The organism is Thalassospira sp. MCCC 1A02491 (assembly GCF_001613785.1).
Classification (GTDB): domain Bacteria; phylum Pseudomonadota; class Alphaproteobacteria; order Rhodospirillales; family Thalassospiraceae; genus Thalassospira; species Thalassospira povalilytica.
In genome coordinates this window covers 1-22,328 of the sequence record NZ_LPVX01000017.1, presented here as the reverse complement: position 1 = coordinate 22,328, position 22,328 = coordinate 1, and the positions used below count along the sequence as shown (strand labels likewise).

At 55.6% G+C, this 22,328-nt stretch carries 21 protein-coding genes and 1 tRNA gene; 7 read left to right on the top strand and 15 right to left on the bottom strand.

The window, feature by feature from the left end:
* From AUQ42_RS07265 to AUQ42_RS07250, 3 genes are all read right to left on the bottom strand, one after another.
* A partial coding sequence (locus AUQ42_RS07265) for a cache domain-containing protein (RefSeq protein WP_068518430.1) occupies positions 1-1,234 on the bottom strand: 1,234 nt, incomplete at its 3' end.
* Between the two features lie 317 nt (positions 1,235-1,551).
* Positions 1,552-2,250: an alpha/beta hydrolase gene (locus tag AUQ42_RS07260; RefSeq protein ID WP_068518429.1), complete on the bottom strand. Its 699-nt coding sequence runs from the start codon at positions 2,248-2,250 to the stop codon at positions 1,552-1,554.
* Between the two features lie 302 nt (positions 2,251-2,552).
* Positions 2,553-3,179, bottom strand: a complete 627-nt coding sequence (locus AUQ42_RS07250; protein ID WP_068518427.1) for a LysE family translocator — start codon at positions 3,177-3,179, stop codon at positions 2,553-2,555.
* Positions 3,180-3,759: 580 nt separating this feature from the next.
* Between AUQ42_RS07250 and AUQ42_RS07245 the strand changes: the two genes are divergently transcribed.
* A complete protein-coding gene (locus AUQ42_RS07245) occupies positions 3,760-5,157 on the top strand; it encodes an MATE family efflux transporter (protein WP_231856705.1) in 1,398 nt (465 codons plus the stop codon).
* Between the two features lie 237 nt (positions 5,158-5,394).
* Here the strand turns inward: AUQ42_RS07245 and AUQ42_RS07240 are convergent, their stop codons facing one another.
* Entirely contained in the window at positions 5,395-5,874 is a 480-nt protein-coding gene (locus tag AUQ42_RS07240) for an Lrp/AsnC family transcriptional regulator (RefSeq protein ID WP_068518426.1), read from the bottom strand.
* A 422-nt stretch (positions 5,875-6,296) separates the two neighbouring features.
* Here AUQ42_RS07240 and AUQ42_RS07235 point away from each other — a divergent pair, with 422 nt between their 5' ends.
* Positions 6,297-6,794, top strand: a complete 498-nt coding sequence (locus AUQ42_RS07235; protein WP_082817773.1) for a GNAT family N-acetyltransferase — start codon at positions 6,297-6,299, stop codon at positions 6,792-6,794.
* Between the two features lie 3 nt (positions 6,795-6,797).
* A complete protein-coding gene (locus AUQ42_RS07230) occupies positions 6,798-7,244 on the top strand; it encodes an Rrf2 family transcriptional regulator (RefSeq protein WP_068518425.1) in 447 nt (148 codons plus the stop codon).
* Between the two features lie 83 nt (positions 7,245-7,327).
* Here AUQ42_RS07230 and AUQ42_RS07225 read toward each other — a convergent pair whose 3' ends face one another.
* Positions 7,328-9,262: a DEAD/DEAH box helicase gene (locus AUQ42_RS07225; RefSeq protein WP_068518424.1), complete on the bottom strand. Its 1,935-nt coding sequence runs from the start codon at positions 9,260-9,262 to the stop codon at positions 7,328-7,330.
* Positions 9,263-9,473: 211 nt separating this feature from the next.
* On the opposite strand from AUQ42_RS07225, the gene AUQ42_RS07220 reads away from it, so the two are divergent.
* Together AUQ42_RS07220 and AUQ42_RS07215 are read left to right on the top strand one after the other, a co-directional pair.
* The gene (locus AUQ42_RS07220; RefSeq protein WP_068518423.1) at positions 9,474-10,034 is read left to right on the top strand and encodes a hydrolase; all 561 of its coding nucleotides are present in this window, start codon (positions 9,474-9,476) and stop codon (positions 10,032-10,034) included.
* Positions 10,031-10,792, top strand: a complete 762-nt coding sequence (locus AUQ42_RS07215) for an alpha/beta fold hydrolase (protein WP_068518422.1) — start codon at positions 10,031-10,033, stop codon at positions 10,790-10,792. Before AUQ42_RS07220 ends, AUQ42_RS07215 begins: the two co-directional genes overlap by 4 nt.
* Before the next feature lie 10 nt (positions 10,793-10,802).
* Here the strand turns inward: AUQ42_RS07215 and AUQ42_RS07210 are convergent, their stop codons facing one another.
* Positions 10,803-11,360 (bottom strand): TetR/AcrR family transcriptional regulator, encoded by a 558-nt coding sequence (locus AUQ42_RS07210; protein ID WP_068518421.1) that lies wholly within the window; start codon positions 11,358-11,360, stop codon positions 10,803-10,805.
* Positions 11,361-11,408: 48 nt separating this feature from the next.
* Between AUQ42_RS07210 and AUQ42_RS07205 the strand changes: the two genes are divergently transcribed.
* Complete coding sequence (locus tag AUQ42_RS07205; protein WP_068518420.1) at positions 11,409-11,945, top strand: dihydrofolate reductase family protein; 537 nt, start codon at positions 11,409-11,411, stop codon at positions 11,943-11,945.
* 29 nt (positions 11,946-11,974) lie between these two features.
* Here AUQ42_RS07205 and AUQ42_RS07200 read toward each other — a convergent pair whose 3' ends face one another.
* Together AUQ42_RS07200 and parE are read right to left on the bottom strand one after the other, a co-directional pair.
* Complete coding sequence (locus tag AUQ42_RS07200) at positions 11,975-12,559, bottom strand: hypothetical protein (RefSeq protein ID WP_068518419.1); 585 nt, start codon at positions 12,557-12,559, stop codon at positions 11,975-11,977.
* 171 nt (positions 12,560-12,730) lie between these two features.
* Entirely contained in the window at positions 12,731-14,713 is a 1,983-nt protein-coding gene (gene parE / locus AUQ42_RS07195) for a DNA topoisomerase IV subunit B (protein ID WP_068518418.1), read from the bottom strand.
* A gap of 293 nt (positions 14,714-15,006) precedes the next feature.
* Here parE and AUQ42_RS07190 point away from each other — a divergent pair, with 293 nt between their 5' ends.
* Positions 15,007-15,432 carry an acyl-CoA thioesterase gene (locus tag AUQ42_RS07190; RefSeq protein ID WP_068518417.1) on the top strand — a complete coding sequence of 142 codons (426 nt, stop codon included), beginning with the start codon at positions 15,007-15,009 and terminating at the stop codon, positions 15,430-15,432.
* Positions 15,433-15,525: 93 nt separating this feature from the next.
* Here AUQ42_RS07190 and AUQ42_RS07185 read toward each other — a convergent pair whose 3' ends face one another.
* The 7 genes from AUQ42_RS07185 to AUQ42_RS07155 all read right to left on the bottom strand — a co-directional run bounded on the left by AUQ42_RS07185 (position 15,526) and on the right by AUQ42_RS07155 (position 22,326).
* Positions 15,526-16,533, bottom strand: coding sequence for a dipeptidase (locus AUQ42_RS07185; protein ID WP_068518416.1), 1,008 nt, complete (start codon positions 16,531-16,533; stop codon positions 15,526-15,528).
* A gap of 49 nt (positions 16,534-16,582) precedes the next feature.
* Complete coding sequence (locus tag AUQ42_RS07180) at positions 16,583-17,347, bottom strand: ABC transporter ATP-binding protein (protein ID WP_068518415.1); 765 nt, start codon at positions 17,345-17,347, stop codon at positions 16,583-16,585.
* 8 nt (positions 17,348-17,355) lie between these two features.
* Complete coding sequence (locus AUQ42_RS07175; RefSeq protein WP_068518414.1) at positions 17,356-18,198, bottom strand: ABC transporter ATP-binding protein; 843 nt, start codon at positions 18,196-18,198, stop codon at positions 17,356-17,358.
* A gap of 2 nt (positions 18,199-18,200) precedes the next feature.
* Complete coding sequence (gene nikC, locus AUQ42_RS07170) at positions 18,201-19,124, bottom strand: nickel transporter permease (RefSeq protein ID WP_068518413.1); 924 nt, start codon at positions 19,122-19,124, stop codon at positions 18,201-18,203.
* Between the two features lie 2 nt (positions 19,125-19,126).
* Positions 19,127-20,194, bottom strand: a complete 1,068-nt coding sequence (locus tag AUQ42_RS07165) for an ABC transporter permease (protein WP_068518412.1) — start codon at positions 20,192-20,194, stop codon at positions 19,127-19,129.
* Between the two features lie 16 nt (positions 20,195-20,210).
* A complete protein-coding gene (locus AUQ42_RS07160; RefSeq protein ID WP_068518411.1) occupies positions 20,211-21,800 on the bottom strand; it encodes an ABC transporter substrate-binding protein in 1,590 nt (529 codons plus the stop codon).
* Between the two features lie 449 nt (positions 21,801-22,249).
* Positions 22,250-22,326 (bottom strand) — tRNA-Asp (locus AUQ42_RS07155).
* Positions 22,327-22,328 lie beyond the last annotated feature (2 nt).

Here is a 22,328-nt window from a genome sequence, read left to right as displayed (position 1 = left end):
GCAGGTTGGTCTGTTCGGCAATGTCGCCGATCAGTTTTGCCACATCCCCGATTTTCTGGGCCGCATCGGCAAGGCCGGTAACGGTTTCATTGGTACGTGCGGCCTGTTCATTGGCCTGATTGGCAATGTCGGCTGACTGGGCGATCTGATGGGCGATTTCATCGCTTGATGCGGTCAGTTCCTCGGTCGCGGCCGAGACGGTCTGAACGTTGGTTGACGTCTGGGTCGTGGCAGATGCCACAGCGGCAGACAGCTGGCTGTTGGTGTTGCTGGCTTCCTGCATCGAGGAGGTGGCCTGCTTCATCTCGGCGATCGAGGTCGAGATCGAGCGGATCAGGTTTTTGACGCGCTGTTCAAGGCTATCGGCCATATCGGTGATGTCCTTGCGGCGCTGTTTGTCCGCCTGGATTTCCAGCTGTTTCTGGCGATCCTGCAATTCGCGGTTTTCAAGCGCCTGCTGACGGAAGGACACGACAGTGCGTGCCATGTCGCCGACTTCGTCGCCACGGTCCTGACCTTCGATTTCGCCTTCGAGTTTGCCATTGGCGATTTCAGTCATACGGGTTGAGAGTTTATTCAGGCCAACTGTGATGTTGCGTCCGATCGCAAGAGACAAGGCAATCATCAGGGCAACAACGATCGCAATGAATACCATCACAAAAACGGCCTGTTCCCAGAAGGCGGCATCCACATCGTCAATATAGATCCCGGTGCCGATTGCATCACCCCACGGGAGCATAGCGGAATAGGAAAGCTTTTCGAAAAGTTTCTCCTCTGGCTCGCCGGGTTTTGGCCAGTAATAAGAGAAGAAACCGCCTTCCGGGTTTTGCGCCGCAGCCAAGAGGTCCTGCACGATGAAGTTGCCCGTAGGGTCTTTAACCTGGCTCATATCCGTGCCGTTAAGAGACGGTTTGGCGCCATGTAACTTGTTGATGCCGTTTTTGTCATAGGCAAAGAAATAGCCCGTGCCGTCATCAAACCTTGCCGCGGTGCTCCAGCGATAGAACTCGGTTGTAGCTGCTTCCTGAGTGAGTTCACCACTGTTTACGCGATCCTGATAGGATTGGGCCGCTGTTACCAGCATTGAAACAGTTGTCTGAATTTTGTCTTTGCGGTCTTCGAGCATCCCGCTGCGCAACGTTTGAAGTTCAAGTGCGGCAATCAAAAGCAAAGCGACAAGCGACAGTAGCGACAAGCTTGCAACCTTTTTACCGATCCTGATGTTTTGAAGCATGGTCTGTGTACCCGTTTTCTTGATTGTTTCCGTTTGAGCCACGGCAGGAAGCGATGCCGTTTAGAATTTTATTAATGTTATGGATAGGTTCTTATCTCGAAAGTATAGGGTGTGGCGCGAAAATGTGCATCAGTTATTTGCGTGCCACGCGGGGGATATGGTGTTGATCACAGGGGGCTTTGTGCGGCCCGGTTGTTGAAATCACCGGCAAGACCCGCGCGATAACCGGGGATATGTTGGGGCTGTTTTCAATAAAAAAAGCACCTGACTGTCTAACAGCAGGTGCTTTTGCATTTTTTTTGTGTTTTGAAGCGGTCTTAGCCGAGATGTTTGCGCAAAAATTCAAGCGCGAGACCCAGACCTTCTTCGTCGATGCCATGTTGCAGGTTCGGCCGTTCATGCAGGGAAACGTCGATGCCGTTGGCGGCCAGGGTATCACGTGCGATGCGCGATGCCTCGATCGGGACCACCGGATCGGCGGTGCCATGCACCAGCAGGACCGGCGGGCGCGATTTCAGATCGGTGGCAAAGGCGCCATCGCCCAGAAGTGCCCCGGAAAAGCCGACCACACCGGCAAGCTGCTTGGCACGGCGCGGGGCGGTTTGCAGCGACATCATGGTGCCTTGTGAAAAGCCTACCAGCGCGATCCGGTCTTCGCCAATGCCATGGGTTTCCATGACATGGTCAATGAAGTCATTGACGTAGGATGCGCTTTTATTGGCTCCTTCGGCCATGGCGGCAAGGGCACCGGACATGGTTTCGGGCGCACGGCGCAGGAATTCCGGATCATATTCGGCCAGGCTGAACCATTGGCGACCGAAGGGCGACATTTCGCACGGGAACGGCGCATTGGGTGAATAGAAGCTGGTGTCGGGCAGGGCGCGCGCCAGATGCGGGGCCAACCCGATCAGGTCGTTGCCATCCGCGCCATAGCCGTGCAGCAGGATCACAACGCTTTTGGAGGTTCCCGATGCCGCCGGCAGTGTCGGGCCAGACAATAGATGATCAGTGCTCATAATGACTTTCCTGAAAAATCCTTTTCCCCTGATTAGCAATGCAGACAGCTGACCACCAGTTATTTTTGCGATCCGGCGCGCTGTCGGTCATGTGCAGGGCAAATATCGGGAAATCTTGCGGAATTCTTGGGCATGAAGGGGGCCATGGTCGGGCAACGGGTGTTCGCGGGATAACCGACATATGGCCGGGTGAGGGTATGGCGGGGGAGCCGGAATGGCGCGAACAGGGTGAGCTGCGCGGGCCGTCCCGCTGGCAGGTTCGGCAAGTTCGGCAAATTCAGCAAGTCAGCGGGGAAAGATGATCACTGTTTTACAAAGGCAGAGCGGATCAAACCGATCCCGGCCGCAGCGAACAGCCCGGCAACCGCGCCATCGATCCAGCGACGGGTTTTGCGATAAAGCGCCATCGCCCCCGATGTCGAAAAGACCAGCGCATAAAGCATATAGATCGCAAGCCCCAGCACCATGCAGGTGCCGGTTGCCAGCATCACTTGGGCAGCAGACCCGCCATCATCAAGGCCAAGTGCCAGAACCGCCATCCAGGCAATCACGGCCTTGGGATTGGACAGATTGAGAACCAGCCCGTGGCGGAAGCCGGGGTGACGCGTTGATTTTGGGGGCACAGACATATCGGCTTTGACCATGGCAGAACGGGCCGAAATCCATGCCAGCCACAGAAGATAAGCCCCGCCGACGAGCTTCAGAACCGAGAGCGCGTAGCTTGATGCCTGAAGGATCGCGCCAAGACCGGTTGCCGCCACCAATCCCCAAAAGGCCAGTCCGAGCGCGAGACCGGCCCCGAAAAGCAGGCCTGATTTTCGCCCGGCATGCATCGAGACCGTCGCAACCGCAAGGGTCGCCGGCCCCGGCGATGCCGCGGCAATGAAGAAGGCAATGGCAATGGTCAGAAGACTGGTGAGATCAAACATGCCGGTTTCCTTTGTGCTGGCAATAAAGTTGCACGGATCGGAAATTTTGCAAAGGCTGCAAAGGGGGCAAAGGCGTGATCACTACGACCGGATGGTTGGAGTCAGACCGAACTGGTCATGGCAACAGGATGGATGATGACTGGTGATAAGGAACAGGGACCGTTTCGGGACGATCGGGTTTCGCGTGCGCGAACCGGTCGGGATCATCAGCCTGTGGATAAGTGTGTGGATGGAAAGGCCGGTATAGGCGAATTTTTATAATTCCACCGCCATTTTTACGATCATCTGAAGAATGATCTATCCGTTGGTATCGGTTTTCGCAAAGTGACCTTTTTTCCAGTGTGGATATTGTGAAACTTTATTTGTCATTTAAAATCAAATGGTTGTGCCGATATTTTTACGCATTGGCGAATTTGGTATTCCGAAAATCGCGACGGATGTCACAAAAATGAAATGCGATTATTGCAAAGTGATAGGTGCAAGGTCGGACAAAATTCAACGATGTGGATTTTTTGCCTGTGGTTGTCATGACAACCCGTCTTTTGTCTTGCCTTAATCTGTGCGACAAGAAATCTTCCGGTTGCCGGTACTGTTCGGCAAAACGCCCCAAATCAAGTCCAATTCCGAGGCCCAGATGAACCGCACGCGCCGCTGGTTCGGCAAGGGGGATCGACGTGTTCTGTCACTGACCCTGCCGATCATTTTGTCCAATGCCACAGTCCCGTTGCTTGGCGCGGTTGATACGGCAGTGGTCGGTCATCTTGACAGCCCGCATTATATTGGTGCGGTTGCGGTCGGGGCGCTGATTTTTTCCTATGTGTTCTGGAGTTTCGGTTTCCTGCGCATGGCGACCACCGGGCTTGCGGCACAGGCCTATGGCCGGCGTGACCCCAACGGGGTGCGGGCGGTGTTTGCGCGCGCGGCCCTGATCGCGATGACTGCCGGGCTTGCGGTGATGATATTGCAATGGCCGATCATCGAGCTTGCGATGTCGCTGATTGCGCCAACACCGGCGGTCGAGGCGGCCGCACGGGACTATTTCCATGTGCGGATCTGGGCGTCACCGGCGACATTGATGCAATATTGCATGCTGGGCTGGTTGCTTGCGATGCGCGACAGCCGGGCGGTGTTCATTTTCCAGGTGGTGCTGAACTCGCTGAACATCGTTCTTGATATCCTGTTTGTGCAAGGGTTCGGCTGGGACGTCAAAGGGGTGGCTGGCGCGACGGTGATTGCCGATTATTCCGGTGTGGTTCTGGGCTGGTTTTTGATGCAGCCGCACCTGAAACGTCTGGGCGGCACATGGCGCGGGATCGGGGTTCTTGATCGGGTGCAGCTTGCCAAGCTGATGAAGATCAATGGTGATATCTTTGTGCGCACCATGGCGCTGACATCGGCCTTTGCGCTGTTTACCAGTTTCTCGGCCCGGTTTGGCGAAGTCACCCTTGCGGCCAATGCGGTGTTGCAGAACTTTTTGATGTTCGGGTCATTTGCCCTTGATGGGTTTGCCCATGCCGCCGAAACCCTTGTCGGGCAGGCCTATGGGGCGGAGCGACGCAAACAGTTCCTGTGGGCGGTGCGCAAGACCACGATCTGGGGGATTGTATCAGCGGTGTGTATGGCGGCGATCTTTGCCGTGACCGGTCCGTGGATCATTGATGCCCTGACCACCATCCCCGAGGTGCGCGAGGCGTCCTATACCTATTTGCTGTGGGCGGTCATTTTGCCGGTTACCGGGGTTCTGGGCTTTCAGTTTGACGGGGTGTTTCTGGGCGCGATGCAGACCAAGCACTGGCGCAACATGATGCTGGTATCGGTGGGGATTTATGCGCTGATGGCGTGGGGGGCTGTTGCGATGGACAGCAACCATTTGCTGTGGGCGGCGTTTAACGCCTTTTTCCTGTTGCGCGGTCTGACACTGGCCGTTCTGTTCCCGACCATTATCCCGGATCGGCGTGTGGCGGCGATGCGCGCGTAACGGCGGGCATGATGCACTTACACGGCTGGCGTTCTGATGACCTTGTGCCTTAAGGCCGGGTGCCCAAGTGCGTATGGTGTCCGCAGGGCAAAGCCAAAGCTGGGATTTTTTGCGCCTGGGGGCGATGTTCCGGCTTGTGCGGGGATGACGGTGCCGGTTGGAACGGTTCGCCGTTTTGCGTCATTGCTTTGACAGCAGGCAGCCGTAAATCAGCACTCGCAGGGCAGCAACCGCAGATCAGTCGATGTCGGAAACCGGAAGGGTGGTGCTGTTTTTGACTTCATGCAGGGTGAAGCTTGATTTCATGTTGGCAACACCGGGAAGCTTCATCATCACTTCGGACAGGAAGCGCTGATAGGATGCGGGGTCGGGCACGACGATGCGCATCATGTAATCCTGATTGCCGACCATGGCATAGCAATCGACGATTTCCGGATGTTCCTGGACCGCGGTTTCAAAGCGGCGGAGCGACGGTTCGTCATGCTGGGTCAGGGAGACGGTGACAAAGACATTCACGCCAAGATGAAGATGTGCCGGATCAAGCAGGGCAACATATTTGCGGATCACGCCGCTTTCTTCGAGTTTGCGCAAACGCCGCAGACAGGGAGAAACAGACAGGCCGACCTTGTCAGCCAATTCGACCATCGAAATGCGACCGTCTTCCTGAATTTCACGAAGAATTTTGCGATCAATTGCGTCGAATCCGTTGCGCGCCATAGCGTGCCACACTCCTTTGGGTCATAAACAGCGGGCTACAATTTGCCAAATTTCAGGCCCGATGTAAGTATTTTCTGCTGCGCGATAAGCCATGACTTCGGGTTTCTGTCAATGATTGCGTGATCGCGCATCGCATTTTTTACGGGCTGTCTGTGTATATGACAGAGATGAAAGAGCCAAAGCAGCCATTTGCTTGATGCTTGCAAGATCAGATGAATGCAAGTATGTCCTTCAGTTCCTTGAAATGCTTGGCATAGACGGGCCGGGCTGCTCGCAGTTGCAGCGGAACTTATCATTGCCGTGCCCGGTCTGAACAGTATAGTATAATCGTACCAATTTACTTATTTTGATTGTGGTTATTCTCCTGATCCGACGCCGGGAGAGGTTGGCACGGCCAACCACGTTACTGAAAGGCATACAAGGTGGACGCTGCGCAAAATGCACCGGGATATAACCTGGTTACGATTGGCGAGCATAAAATCAATATCCGTCCGGCAGTCCTTGAAGATCTGCCAAATGTTGTCGATCTGGATGACCGGACAACAGGTTTGCGCAAGCCTGATTATTGGGACGATCTGTTTACCCGGTATGGCAATCGCAAGGATTCCCGGTTTTTCCTGATTGCAGAAGAAGGCAGCACGCTTCTGGGCTGTATTTTCGGTGAAGTGCGGTCGTGGGAATTCAATTCCGTGCCGTGTGGCTGGGTCGGTACCGTCAGTGTCGAGCCGGATCTGCGCATGGGCGGGATCGGTACCATTCTTTATAAGGAAATCTGCCGGTGTTTCCGCAAGGCCGGTGTGACCAAGGTCCGCACCATGATCCCGCGCGATGCCACCGACCTGATGTCATTCTTCCGATCCCAGGGCATGATGGCCGGACCGTTCATCCAGCTTGAGACCGATATGGAAGAGGGGGCCTAAGCCATGATGTCCTTGCAAAAGGCAACTCTGTTTGCCCTCTATGCCGTGCTTGAACTGGCCGAAGATACCGACCGTCAGCTTTCGGCGTCCGAAATTGCCGAACGGTACAATATTTCCACCAATCATCTGGCAAAGGTTCTGCGTGATCTTGGCCGGGCGGGGCTTGTTGAATCGGTACGTGGTGCCGGGGGCGGATATCGTTTTTGTGGCAATGCCAAGCGCACGACGCTTCTTGATGTGGTGCAGCTGTTTGAGGAGGTCGGCACCGGCCCGTCCAACAGCATTGTGCAAAATACCAATGCCGGGGCGGCGCTGTCGCTGGTGATGGACGAGATCGAAGAAATCACCCACGCGACGCTGTTGTCGATCACGATCGAAACGATGCTGAAGCTGATGCGCAAGCGTCGCCCGGAAAAACCGACATCAACCGGATTGTTCCGCGCGGTCTGATTACAGAAGCCGGGCACCGTTTCCAGACAGAAAAGAGGCCGTCAGAATGTTCTGACGGCCTTTTGTTTGGTGATGTCGCAAGCCTAGCCTTCGCTGGTGGCCGGGGTGGCGGGTTCTGCTGCTGGCGCGGTGCTTTCGGCGGTGTCGCTGCTGGCGGCCTTGGGGGCTGCTTTTTTGCGCGGGCGACGCGGGCTGCGTTTCTTTTCCGCGGCCTTGGCCGGGGCCGGTGCGGAGTCTGCTTCGACCGGTGCCGGCGCAGCATCTGCTTTGGCCTCTACATTGGCTTCTACTTTGGCCTCTACTTTGGCCTCTGCCGGGGCGTCGATTGGTGCATCAACCGCGGTTGGTGCAGCTTCTTCTGCCGGCTTGTCATCGGTTTTCTTTTTCGCACTACGACGCGGCGATTTGGCGCGCGTGGTCTTTTCCGACTTGGCGTCAGACTTGGCGGCCGATTTCGTCGCGGTTTTGCGTTTGGTGGTCTTTTTCGGTGCTTCTTCTTCTGCCTCAGGCTTTTTGCCAAGGCTTGAAGCCGGAACCGCCGTCAACAGGAAGGACGGAACATGATCGCCAAAACCGATGACCGGCTTGTCATCGCGGTCATCGCGATCGCGCCGGTGGTTGCGGTTATTGTTGCGATCACTGCGGTCACTGCGATCGTTTCGGTCATTGCGATCAAAGCGCTCATTGCTGCCCCTTGTGTCGCGGGCAGGGGCCTTGTTCTGATCGGCATCCTTGGCGGCGGCGGGCTGGGCCGGGGTTTCCGGCTGTGCCTTGGCGGTGTCGCCATTGCCACGGTCATTTGATTTCGCCGAACGGGCCGGTTTGTCATCACGCGTATTGGACTTGCGGCTTTTCTTGTTACGCCGTTTTTTGCCGGTGAAGTCCAGCTCAAGCGTTTCAATGCCGTCAAGTTCGGTCAGCGGAATGTCTTTGTTGATCGTCTTGTGGATGGCTGCGACCAGTTTGCCGTCTTCGGGCACGGCAAGGGTGAATGCCTTGCCATCGCGGCCCGCACGACCGGTACGGCCGGTACGGTGGACGTAATCTTCGGCGTTGAACGGAACGTCGAAGTTAAAGACGTGCGAAACATCGGCGATATCGATCCCGCGCGCAGCAACGTCAGAGCAGACCAGCAGGGTGATCTCGCCCGATTTGAACTTTGCCAGCGTTTCGGTACGTTCGCTTTGTGCCATGTCGCCATGCATGCGCCCGGCATTGAAGCCGTGCTTGGTCAGCGACTTGTATAGGATATCAACGTCTTTTTTGCGGTTGCAGAACACAAAGGCGTTTTTGACATTTTCCTGGCGGATCAGCTGACGAAGTGCTTCGCGCTTGTCAAAGTCATCAAGGACCAGAAGTTTGTGTTCAACCGTTGCGGCCATGCTGGATGGCGGGGCGACGGTGATTTCCTTGGGATTGGACAGGAATTTGTCGGCAAGGCGACGGATTTCCTTGGGCATGGTCGCCGAGAAGAAAAGTGTCTGGCGCTGCTTGGGCAGCATATTGACGATCTTTTCGATGTCGGGGATGAAGCCCATGTCGAGCATACGGTCGGCTTCGTCAATCACCAGCAATTTGCAGTCAGACAGAAGCAGCTTGCCACGTTCAAAGGTATCGATCAGGCGGCCCGGCGTCGCGATGATGACATCAGCGCCCTTTTCCAGGATTTTGCCCTGTTCGGCGGCGGACTCGCCCCCGATGATCAATGCCTTCGACAGGGACATGTATTTGCCATAGGTGTCGAAGTTTGCCGCAACCTGGGTCGCAAGTTCGCGGGTCGGTTCCAGAATGATGGAACGCGGCATACGCATACGCGCGCGGCCGTGATGCAGGATATCAAGCATCGGCAGGGTGAAGCTGGCCGTTTTACCCGTGCCCGTCTGTGCGCAGCCCAGAATGTCGCGTGCCATCAGCACCGACGGGATAGCTTGAGCCTGGATCGGGGTTGGGGTGTCGTAGCCGGCGTCTGCAACGGCTTTGAGGATATCTTCGCTCAGACCGAGATCGGCGAAATTCATATGGTTCGTTTTCCCGCAATAGAATGCGTTAAGTGAAGCGGATATGCAAAAATCAGTTTGGGTCGTAAAGCTAACCCTGAATTAAGTCAAGAAAAACGCCGCAAAATTCGCTTCGAAAACCGATAAACACCCTGTTGAGAGGCTTGTTTGCAACAATTTGGCAGCGTAACCTGTCAAAATAACAATCACACATGGGAGAAAAGCCGTGCTGATGGATGCGACACGCGCAAGTTTGCTGGTTATCGATGTTCAGGAAAAGCTTTATCCGGCTTGTCAGGAGCCCGAACAGATCATTGCCAATTGCTGTTTCCTGATCAAATGTGCCAACCGGCTTGGCGTGCCCGTGATCGTCACCGAACAATATCCCAAGGGGCTTGGCCATACGGCAAAACCCATTCTGGATCTGGTGGAAAAACCCGGTGATGTTGCCGATGGCGGCAATGTGGTTGCCAAGGTGGCGTTTTCGGCAATCCCGGCAGACGGCTTTATCGAAAAAATGGAAGAAAATCCGGGCCGTGACCAGGTGGTGGTGATCGGCATGGAAACCCATGTCTGTGTGCTTCAGACGGTGCTGGAGCTTCTTGAACGCGGACGCGAGGTCTATGTGGTTGCCGATGCGGTGACATCGCGCAGCACCCAGGACAAGATTTTCGGGCTTGAACGCATGCGCGATGCCGGGGCAAAGATCGTGACCCGCGAAAGCGTGATGTTCGAATGGCTGCGCGTTGCCGGCACCCCGGAATTCAAGGAATTAAGTGCGCTGATCAAATGACATCCGGGCCGGATCAGGATTTCGGGCACGCCGGCATGGATGGCGTGCCCGTTGTGTTTTTATCAGGAATGCTGGCCGATCAGCGGATGTGGGAACCGGCAATTGCGGCCTATGGCCGGGGTGAAATGGACGGCAAACCTGCGATCAGTCAACTTCATTTCGATCTGTTTGATCAGGACAGTGTGGCAGCGATGGCGCGCGCGGTTCTTGATGTTGCGCCAGCCCGGTTTGCGCTGGTGGGGATGTCGATGGGCGGCTATGTCGCCTTTGAAATCCTGCGTCAGGCGAAAGCACGCGTCAGTCATCTGATGCTGGTTAATACCCGGGCAACAGCCGATACAGAGGCAGTCAAACGCCGCCGTGTCCTTCTTGCCCGGCTTGCCGGGCGCGCGCAGCGTTTTGTCGGGATCAATGACACGTTGCTTGACGAGATGATCCATCCCGATAATCGCAGCAATGACGCCTTGATCCGGCTTCTGGGCGAAATGGCCGAGCAGGCCGGTGCGGAGGTCTTTCTGCGTCAAAGCATCGCCGTTGCCCATCGCCCCGACAGTCAGGGGACGCTTGCCAGGATTGATATCCCGTGCTGTGTGATGTCAGGCGAAGCCGATCAGGTGATCAGCCCGGAAAGCCACCGGGATATGGCCAGCCGGATTGCCGGGGCAGATTATCACGAGGTCGCCGGGGCAGGGCATTATGTGCCGCTTGAACAGCCCGAGATTTTTGCCCGTGCTTTGGTTGACCTTCTTTTACGGTAGGGCGGCATTTTTATATGTTACGGGCAACCCATTCTTCGAGCGTTGCCCGGATCGACTGATCGGCTGGCTGTTCACGGGTGAAAGCCCACCATATATGTGCCCCTTGCCATATGCTGGCCATTTGCCAGCCAAGCTTTTTTCCCTCTTCGGGGTGGTCTGACAGGCGGCGGCCAAGGATTGCGGCAAGGTGATGTCCCCAAGCCGCGCCGCGCGCGCGAAGTTGCGGGTTGCAAATGTCTTCATGCAGAACCAGCAAGCCGTTGGTGCTGTCCCGGTCTGCCGTTTCCGGGGGCATCAGGCGCAGTAGAATTTCGATTGCGCCATTCGGATCAAGTGCTTCTTCCTGATCCGCAGCATGCGTTTCAGCATCTAGGCGGTCCCAAGCCCGGAGCAATGTTGCAACGAGCAGAGCATCACGCGTGCCATAGCGTTGCACAAGTGTCGCCGGTGAGAGACCGCAGGCTTTTGATGCCCGGGCAAATGTCAGGTTTGACGGTCCGGTTTCAAGCACGGTTTCAAGGATGGTGTCGAGCACCTGATCGTCGGGAATTGTCTTGTTTCTTGCCATGATTATTTATAAACGTATATTCATTTATAAATCAATGGAGATTTGGTCATGGCAAGAATTCTTGGGTATATCGCAACCAGTCTTGACGGGATGATCGCGGACAGAAATGACAATCTCGATTGGTTGTTTGCATATGACGGGATGGATCTTGGTGAATACGATTACAACAAGTTCATCAAGCGCATTCAAACCCTGGTGATGGGGCGGGCAACCTACGACTTTGTTGCAAGCCAACCATCGGAATGGCCTTATCACGGAAAGCGGGTAATTGTGGTTACATCCCGTCCGATTGATAATCCTGTCGCGGATATTGACGTGCGAAGTGACGTTGACGCATTGATTGCCGAACTTCGTGCTTTTGATGATGGGGATGTCTGGATGCTGGGCGGTGGAAAGCTGCAAATGGCGTTCATAGAACGAGGTGCGCTTGACGAAATTGAAATTTACGTCATGCCCGAAATTCTGGGTGGGGGAAAACCGCTTTTCCCTCAGACCGGTTTTCGCAGCAGTCCGACATTGATCAGTACGCAAATGCTTGATCGCGGATGCGTGCGTTTGCATTACCGGTTTTCGCCAACATGTTGATCGCTGACTGGTCGTTTAGGCAGCCCGGATCAGCAAACCGTCTGGAACGGGCTGCAGAAACGGTCATCGTCATTGTTGCGGATATGGCGCGGGAACAGTTGGTAGCTTAGCGTGTCGGCATTGGCAAACAGCTGGCTTTCAAAGTTTTCAGGCACAAAACGCGCCCGGGTTTCAGAGATGACATTATCGCCGGAGCAAAAGCCGAACCGAACAATCAGGCGATCAGAAATGTGTTCCATGCCGCCGGTTTGCGGGTTGGTGCAGATCGCATCGCCAAAGGTGTTTTGCGACGGGTTGACCACAGCCACCAGCCGGTTTTCCGGTTTGATGGTTTCATTTGCCGAAATATCGGCGGGATCGGTGACAAAGCGCAGGCGCGGCGCAAAGCCGTGATTGGAAAGTGCATCGGTCCATGTTTTGGCCGGAAGGCTGTTGGCCGGATCAACGATTTCAAGCAGCATGACCTGACTTGGCGCGCCGGTGGTCTTGAAGCTTTGGACTTCGGTGACCTTGTAATTGGGCGCTTCGATCAGGGCGGCACTGCACCCGCCAAGCAAAAGCAACGCCGTGCCGGTCGCGGTCGGCAAAAAACGGGAAAATGCGCGCATGTTCATTGGACAAGTCCTTTGACAGCTTATCGGGCAAGATAGCCTATCACATTGCAGGCGTGATCACCCGGTCTGAAAGATATGACGGTCATTAAGGCGCGCTTTTGCGGCGATGCTGTGGCGGGGCCAATAAAAAACCCGGCACACTGGCCGGGTTTTTCGCAATCGGTTTGCCGATCAGACGTCGATATCTTCGACGAAGCGGGCATGTTCCTGAATGAACTGGAAACGCAGTTCCGGTTTCTTGCCCATCAGGCGGGTGACCAGGTCCTTGGTCTGGCCGCGTTCATCGGGTTCGGCCGCATCGGGCAGGGTGACACGCAGCAATGTCCGCTTTTTATGCGCCATCGTGGTTTCACGCAGCTGTTGCGGGGGCATTTCACCCAGACCTTTAAATCGGGAAATCTCGACCTTGTTCGGGTTCTTGAACTCGGTGCTCAGGATGACTTCCTTTTCGGCGTCATCCATCGCATAGATCGATTTTCCGCCCTGGGTCAGACGATAAAGCGGCGGCATCGCCAGATAGAGATGGCCGCTTTCGATCAGACCGGGCATTTCCTGATAGAAGAAGGTAATCAGAAGTGATGCGATATGCGCGCCGTCAACGTCAGCATCGGTCATGATGATGATGCGTTCGTAGCGCAGGTCATTGAGGCGGAAATCGGACCCGGAACCGCAGCCAAAGGCCTCGATCATGTCCTTGATTTCCTGGTTGGCCATCATCTTTTCGCGGGTGGCCGAGGCCACGTTCAGGATTTTACCGCGCAGCGGCAGGACGGCCTGTGTTTCACGGTCACGGGCCTGCTTGGCAGAGCCACCTGCCGAGTCACCCTCGACCAGGAAGATTTCAGTGCCAGCGGCAATTGAGCGCGAGCAGTCGGCAAGTTTACCCGGCAGACGCAGGCGGCGGGTCGCCGACTGACGTTTGGTTTCCTTTTTCTCCTTGCGGCGCTGGCGTTCCTCGGCGCGCAGGATGATGCGTTCGAGCAGACGTTTGGCGTTTTCGGTGTCCCCTGTCAGCCAGTGGTCGAAATGGTCGCGGACCGCGGTTTCAACCAGTTTGGTAGCATTCTGGGTGCCGAGCTTTTCCTTGGTCTGACCCTGGAACTGCGGATCGGGAATAAAGACCGACAGCATGATGCAGCCGCCGCCAAACACGTCTTCGGCAGTGATGGCCGCGGCCTTTTTCTGACCGACCATGTCGCCATAGGCTTTGATTGCCTTGGTCAGGGCATAGCGGAAACCGGCCTCGTGCGTGCCGCCAAGCGGGGTCGGGACGGTGTTACAGTAAGAATGGAAATAGCCTTCGCCGCTTTCGGGCCAGCCGATTGCCCATTCAACACGTCCGGGACTGTCGGAAAATTTGGCTTCGCCGGCGAACGGGCGTTCGGTGACGAGTTCGCGGCCCTCAAGCGTCATTTCCAGATAGTCGAGAATCCCGTTCGGGAATTTCAGGACTTCCTGCTGCGGGGTCGGGTCATCACTTGTCAAAAGCGACGGATCAACCGACCAGCGGATTTCAACGCCCTTATAGAGATAGGCCTTGGACCGCGCCATGCGGAAGATGGTGCCCGGTTTGAGTTTGGCGCGGGCGCCAAAAATCTCGGGATCGGGTTTGAAAATGACCGTGGTGCCGCGGCGGTTATTGATTGCACCGCCATCCTGAAGCGGCATCTGCGGCACACCGCGCGAATATTCCTGGAATACCATTTTGCGATCGCGGCAGACCTCAACCCGGAATTTCTCGGTCAGGGCGTTCACGACAGACATACCCACACCGTGCAAACCGCCCGATGTCTCATAGGCCTTGCCCGAAAACTTACCACCGGAATGCAGGGTGGTCAGGATGACTTCAAGGGCGGATTTGTCGGGGAACTTCGGATGCGGATCGGTCGGAATACCGCGACCGTTATCGCGGACAAGTACGGTATTGTCCGGTTTCAGTTCCAGTTCGATCCAGTCCGCGTGGCCAGCGACCGCTTCGTCCATGGAGTTATCCAGGATCTCTGCGACCAGATGGTGCAGGGCCGCATCATCGGTGCCGCCGATATACATACCGGGGCGGCGACGCACAGGCTCCAGGCCTTCGAGAACCTCGATGTCCTTGGCGGAATAGGCTTTGTCTGTGGATTGGTTTGAATCTTCAAAAAGGTCGGTCATGCCCCGGAACGCAACTTCTTTTATTGTGTTAAAACAAGGTCCAACAACGCATATCTGTTGATCGATATTGAGCGTTGGATGCCTCGGCGCTAAACGAGTACCATATGTTCGATGGTTCGTGCCACATGTCGGTTAGCACGGACCATAAAAATGTGTTTTCAAGTCCAATGCAAGTGGTGGTCTTTGCCAAAGATCACATTTTTAAAGCTGCGGCGCAGAAAACCGAGACCGGGAGGTCCAATAAAAAAATATGCACGTCTTTTTTCAACGTGCCCGAAACAGGAGTGAGCCCGATGGCGACAGAGAATGAGCAAACACACGTCAGCGACAACACGATGCCGCGTGGCGATCTTTGTACCCGGACATTGGCAATGCCCGCCGATACAAACCCGAGCGGGGATATCTTTGGCGGCTGGCTGATGTCGCAGATGGATATTGCCGGGGGTGTTCTGGCAAGCCAGATCGCCGAAGGCCGTATTGCAACCGTCGCGGTTGACGGCATGACCTTCCTGCGTCCGGTTTATGTCGGTGATACGGTTTGCGTGTATGGCGATATCGAACGGATCGGCAACACATCAATCGTTCTGCATCTTGAAGCCTGGGTACTGCGCCGCAACCAGCCGCCGCGCATCAAGGTCACCGAGGCCACCTTTACCTTTGTCGCCATCGACGCCGAAGGCCGCCCGCGTCCGGTTCGCTCCGACGAAGCCAAGGTCTGAGCCAAAGCGCGCATTTCAGAAAACAAAGGCCCCGCCTGAGATACTCGGGCGGGGCTTTGTCATTTGTGACGACTGGCAGGGTCGCGAAGGCTGCTACCAGCTTGCCTTGGCAACCCGGATGAAGTTTTCGCCCATGATTTTATCGACATCATCGGTTGAATAGCCGATGGCGATCAGGGCGTCGGCGAGGGCGGGGAGTTTTTTCGGGTCAAATACCGCGGCCCCGCCCGCACCCGGGCCATAGCCGCTGGCGACAGGCCAGTAATAGGAACGGTCAACGCCATCGGGGAAGTCGTTGCAGCCGGCAACTTCGGGCATGGTATCAAGCCCGATGCCGACATGATCAACACCGACCAGATCGACCGCATATTTGATGTGGCGGATCATATCGGGGACTTCGGGGGCGTTGGGCGATTTGATGAAACGCTGGAAACCGCAAATGCCGATCACGCCGCCGGTATCGGCACAGGCCTTGATCTGTTCATCATCAACGCAGCGTTCATGGCCACCCAGAACCTTGGGATTGGCGTGGCTGAACACGACCGGTTTGGATGATACCCGCATGATATCAAGCGAGCTTTGCCGTCCGGTATGGGAACAATCCATGATCATGCCATTGGCATTGACCGATTTTACCATTTCCACCCCAAGATCGGTCAGGGGCATATCAACATCGTGACAGCCGCCCGCGACCGAATTGTTGCGGTTATAGGCAAAGTGGATCTGCTTGACCCCCAGTCTGGCAAAGACCGGGATCATTTCGGGCATGTCTTGCAACATGACCGAGCCTTCCAGATCGAAGCCGACGCCCAGCAGGCCTTTTTGCTTGGCGATGGCAAGATCGTCAAAGCTGTCGATCTGCATGTATTTGTCGGGATGGGCGGCGATCTTGGCGCGGAAGGCGGCAATGACGCGCAGAATGTGGGGGATGGTGTTCATGTCCATGCCGACATTGACACAGACATAATCCACATTGCCCTTCACATATTCGTCCAGAAGGCTTGCGGGTGTTTTTTCATCCAAAGGCAGGCAGGCATGCGCATCCCAGGTAAAGCTGGGGAGATAGGTTGCCGGGCGCGATGGGTTGGTGGCAATCGTCATTCAAACAGGTTCCCGTTTCTTCGTTTGGTGCGGTGACGTGAAAGGCGGATCAATCCCAATCGACGAAACTGTCAACCACAGCACGGTCATAGCCGCCAGCAGCCTTGTAAAGCTGTTGGGAGTAGGGGTGTTCAAGCGACCCTTCGGCAAGTTGACCGGCGGTGGCACGTTCGACAATGCGACCATGGTTCATGATGGCAATATCGTCACACATATGGGCCACAACCGCGAGATCGTGACTGACCATGATATAGGTCAGGCCCAGATCCCGGCGCAAACGGCTGAGAAGGTTAAGTACTTCGGCCTGAATGGAGACATCAAGGGCTGATGTCGGTTCATCAAGCAACAGCACCTTGGGTTCGAGGATCAGCGCGCGGGCAATTGCCACGCGCTGACGCTGACCGCCGGAAAGCTGATGCGGGTAACGGAACCGGAAGGAGTTATCCAGACCGACCTGTTTAAGGGCCTCGACCACGCGGCTATCGGAATTGCCAAGACCGTGAATATTGACCGGTTCGGTCAGGATGCGGTCAATGGTATGACGCGGATGGAGCGATCCGAACGGGTCCTGAAACACCATCTGGACAAGACGATAAAAGGCCTTGTCGCGGGTGGTGCCCAGTTCCTTGTTATTGACCAGAATGTTGCCTTCCCAGTCGTCAACAAGGCCGGTGATGGTACGCAGGACCGTTGATTTGCCCGAACCGGATTCCCCGACCAGCCCGAATGATCCGTTTGCAGGCACAGAGATATCGACGTCCTTGAGAACGTGATGATCATCGAACCATGCGTTGAGTTTGCTGATTTCAATCATTGTGGTTCTTATCCTTCTGCCCAGCTTGCTTCGCGTTCAAGGATCGGCAGATCGGAATGATCGCCATCCATTTTCGGCAAGCAGTTCAAAAGGCCCTTGGTGTAGGGATGTTTGGCTTCGTGCAGGGCAGAGGCGGCCAGTTCTTCGACCACGTGGCCCTGATACATGACCAGAACCCGGTCGCAGAAGCTTGAGACCAGATGCAGATCATGGCTGATGAAAATCAGCGCCATGCCGCGATCGCGCACCAGATCGTCAAGGATTGCCATCACCTGCAACTGAACCGTGACATCAAGGGCCGATGTCGGTTCATCGGCAATGATCAGTTCGGGTTCGGGGATCAGCATCATGGCGATCATCACGCGCTGTCCCATGCCGCCCGAAACTTCATGCGGATAGGAATTGAAGACGCGTTCGGGGTCACGGATTTTGACTGCTTCGAGCATATCAATGGCGCGATGACGGGCTTCCTTGGCGTTGACCTTGTGGTGTTCGCGATAGGCCTCGATGATCTGATCGCCAATGGTCATGACCGGGTTGAGCGAGTATTTCGGATCCTGCATGATCATGGAAATACGCGCGCCCCGCACTTTGCGCCATTGTTTGGGCGTCAGGTTGGCCAGGTCGACATCGTGGAATTTAAGCTCGTCTGCGGTGATGCGACCATTTGCCGCCGTCAGGCCAAGAATGGCCCGACCGGTCTGGGATTTGCCCGAACCGGATTCCCCGACAATCCCGAGGCGTTCCCGCCCGAGGCTGAAGGACACACCGCGCACGGCATTGACCTCACCCTTGGGGGTGTTGAAGGTGACCTTGAGGTTTTTGACGTTCAAAAGGGGTTCGTTTGACATGATCAATCCCCTCCACGCGGATCAAGAACATCACGCAGGCCATCACCCAGAAGGTTGAAGCCAAGGCTGACGACAAAAATGGCAATACCGGGAACTGTGGCAACCCACCATTGTTCGAGCAGGAACTGACGACCATCGGACACCATGGCACCCCATTCCGGCATTGGCGGCTGTGCCCCAAGACCAAGGAAACCAAGACCGGCGGCAATCAGGATCATGCCCGCCATATCAAGGGTAACGCGGACGACCAGCGAGCTCATGCACATCGGCATGATATGGCCGATGATCAGACCCATATTCGAGGTGCCCTGAAGGCGGGCGGCTTCGATGAAGTCGGATTTGCGCACCGTGATGGTTTCAGCACGTGCGATACGGGCATAGGGCGGCCAGGCGGTAATCGCAATTGCCAGAATGGCATTTTCAAGCCCCGGGCCAAGCGCCGAGACAAAGGCCAGTGCGAGGATCAGTTTCGGGAAGGCCAGAAAGATATCGGTGATGCGCATCAATGTCGCATCGACCCAGCCGCCAAAGAAACCGGCCGCCGTGCCGACCAGAAGGCCAAGCGGGGCGGCGGTAATGGCAACAAGCCCGACAATCAGCAGGGTATATTGCGCGCCGTAAATCAGACGCGACAGAATATCACGGCCCAGCTGATCGGTGCCGAACCAGTGATCGGCCCCAGGGGGCTGAATGCGGTTGGCAAGGTCGGCGGCAAGCGGATCATAGGGGGCCAGAAGGGGTGCGAAAATGGTGACAAGGATCAGGCCGATGACAATCGAAAGCCCGATCATGGCCAGCTTGTTTTCGGTGAACTTGATCCAGCCCAGCCAGGCGCGGCCGCATTTTGCCTGAAGCCGCGAGCGGGGGGTGTCGGAAGTCAGCCACTGTTTCAGGCCCGGTTTGGAGATGGTTGTTTGTGTATTCATGATTATCTCCGCGCTCTGGGATCGAGCAGGCGGTAAAGCACGTCAGACAGCATGTTCACGCCGATAAAGACCGCACCAACCACAACCGTGCCGCCAAGAACCGCGTTCATATCGGCATTGAGCAGCGAGTTGGTGATGTAAAGACCAAGTCCCGGCCAGGCAAAGATGATTTCGGTCAGAACCGATCCTTCGAGCAGGTTGGCATAGGACAGCGCAATCACGGTCACCAGGGGCACCATGACATTGCCAAGCGCGTGACGCCAGATGATGCGATGTTCGGAAATGCCTTTGACCCGGGCGGTCAGGATATATTCCTGACTAAGCTGTTCGAGCATGAAGGACCGGGTCATGCGGGCAATATAGGCCAGCGAGAAATAGGCAAGGATTGATGCCGGAAGAATGATGTGGGATACGGCATTCCAGAACAGATCCATGTCGCCTTCGATGAGGGTATCAATCAGCATCAGACCGGTAGTTGGTTCAATGAAATCGACATAGAAGGCATCAAGACGTCCGGGGCCTGCGACCCAGTCCAGTTTCATATAGAAAACCAGAAGTCCCATCAGACCGAGCCAGAAGATCGGCATGGAATAACCGGCAAGACCGATCACGCGTACGACATGGTCCGGCCATTTACCCTTGTTGATCGCGGCAAAAACGCCCGCGGGAATGCCAAGGACAACGCCGATAATGGTAGCAATGGTTGCCAGTTCCAAAGTGGCGGGGAAGACGCGCTTGATATCATCAAGGACGGTGTTGGATGTCAGTACCGACGTTCCGAAATCACCCTGAAGCACGTTGGAAATATAGATAAAGAATTGCTGCCAAAGCGGCAGATTGAGGCCCATTTCCTCGCGGACACGGTCATAGGTGCTCTGGGATGCATGATCGCCGACTGCGGCCAGAACCGGATCGATGGGCAAAACGCGACCGATCAGGAAGGTGACAAGCAGCAGGCCGAAAAAGGTGATGGCGAGCGAGAAGACAATCCGCAGGAGGCTTCCTGCCTTGCCTGAAATGAGACGGGCGCGTTTGCGCCCGTCCCGGTTTTTGCGTGTAACAGCGGACATTACGACCGTTGTCTCCTTAGTCCTTGGTTACAAAGCGATAATAGTTGTTATCGAATGACGGGCCGAGGACGAAATTGTTCACATTGCCACGCATGGATGCAATTTCGGTTTCCTGGAACATGATCACGAACGGGCCGTCAGCCAGAACTTTCTTCTGAAGGTCCACATACATTGCTGCACGTTTCGCATCGTCACGTTCAAGGGTTGCTGCATCGGTTTGTGCGGTCAGGTCACCGGCATCCCAGGCGTTACGCCATGCCAGCGGCTTGGCGGTCGCGTCGTCGGAATTGTCCGGGTTCCAGGCAAAGGTGGATGCGTTGGTGTGCGGATCCTGATAATCCGGGCCCCAGCGACCGATATAGATATCGTGCTGGCGGGCGCGATATTTGGTCAGGGTCTGCTTGCCATCACCCGGAATGATTTCCAGATTGATGCCTGCCTGTGCCCAGGTAGCCTGGATTGACTGGGCCATCGCCATGATCGAGGTGGTGTTACGGGTATCCATGGTTACCGAAAAACCGTCAGCAAGACCTGCTTCGGCAAGAAGCGATTTGGCTTTTTCGATATCAAGGCTGTAGGGGTTTTCGTTATAGGCGCCAAGGAAACCTTCGGGCAGGAAGCCCTGATGGATCTGGGAGCGGCCAGCAAGAATGGTTTCAGAAATACCTTTGTAATCAACCAGATATTTCAGAGCTTCGCGAACTTTCGGGTTCGAGAGGTATTCGTTTTTCTGGGACAGGCCAAGATACCAAAGTGCGCCTTTGCCTTTGGACAGAAGCTTGATGTTGGCATCGTCCTTGACCGCGGCAAGCTGGTCAGCTTCCAGGTTACGGGCGATATCGATGTCGCCTTTCTGAAGCAAAAGCTGCTGAGCGGCGGCTTCTTTGACGTTACGGATGATAACGCGCTTCATTTCCGGCGCACCGTCCCAGTAATCGTCATTTGCGGTCAGGCTGAGGCTTTCGCCAGCGGTCCATTTGTTCAGTTTGAACGGACCGGAACCGGCATAGTTGGTTTTCAGCCATTCATGGCCGAGATCGCCATCGACTTCGTGCGCAAGAACTTCTTCTTTATCAACAACGGCACCAACACCGGCGGTCAGGCAGTACAGAACGAAGCTGGGCGCGTAAGGTTTGTCGACTTCCATAACCAGCGTGGAATCGTCAACCGCACGGATTTTGTCTTTTACGTTTTCCGGGGTAAAGCCGAACTGACCAAGAATGAATGCCGGTGACTGATCCAGCAGGATCACACGCTGAAGCGAGAAGGCTGCATCTTCTGCAGTCAGGTCGTTACCCGATGCGAATTTGATGCCGTCACGGATTTTGAACGTGAAGGTTTTGCCGTCTTCAGAGACGTCCCAGCTTTCGGCGATTACGCCGTGAATTTTTGAAACATCGTCGTTATCAAAGCCGATCAGACGGTCATAGGTGTTACCGGCATATTCTGCGCCGGAAAACTCGAAGATCTGTGCCGGATCGAGGGTGATGATGTCATCGATGGCAAATGCCATGACAAGTGCGTTTTTCGGCGTTTCAGCCTGTGCCGCCAACGGCATGGTAGCGAGCGCGGTCCCCATGACCAGCCCTGCGATTAGTTTGCGCATGATGCGCCTCCCGTTTTGTTGTTGTGGGACTGCAGGCCAAGGCGAAGACCGATAGACAATCAAACAACAATCCGCTGGCGAGACGCCAATGGGTCAGCGCGACGGATCGCGGTCAATGCCTACAAGCCCAAAGTGGGGCGGCCTGCAAGTTTTTCGCTAAATGCCTGCGAAGCTGAGCATAATTTATACGATTAATCAATGACCAGACGGTCAGGATTGCCCCAAAACTGATCAATTCCGAAATTTGTTGCGGGATTTTCGTATAAAGGTTGAATTATTGCGCAGTTGTTACACGCAAATGTGGTTGTGACCGTCAGGATGGCGTCGGGGAGGTGGTTTTGCCTGCGATGGGGTGTGACCGCACGGAGAAAGCAAAGAGGAAGAAAACAAAAAAGCACCAGCGGATGAACCGTGGTGCTTTTTTGAATGTCATTCCCATCGGGAGGGAATGGCGCGAGTGACGGGACTTGAACCCGCGGCCTCCGGCGTGACAGGCCGGCGCTCTAACCAACTGAGCTACACCCGCAT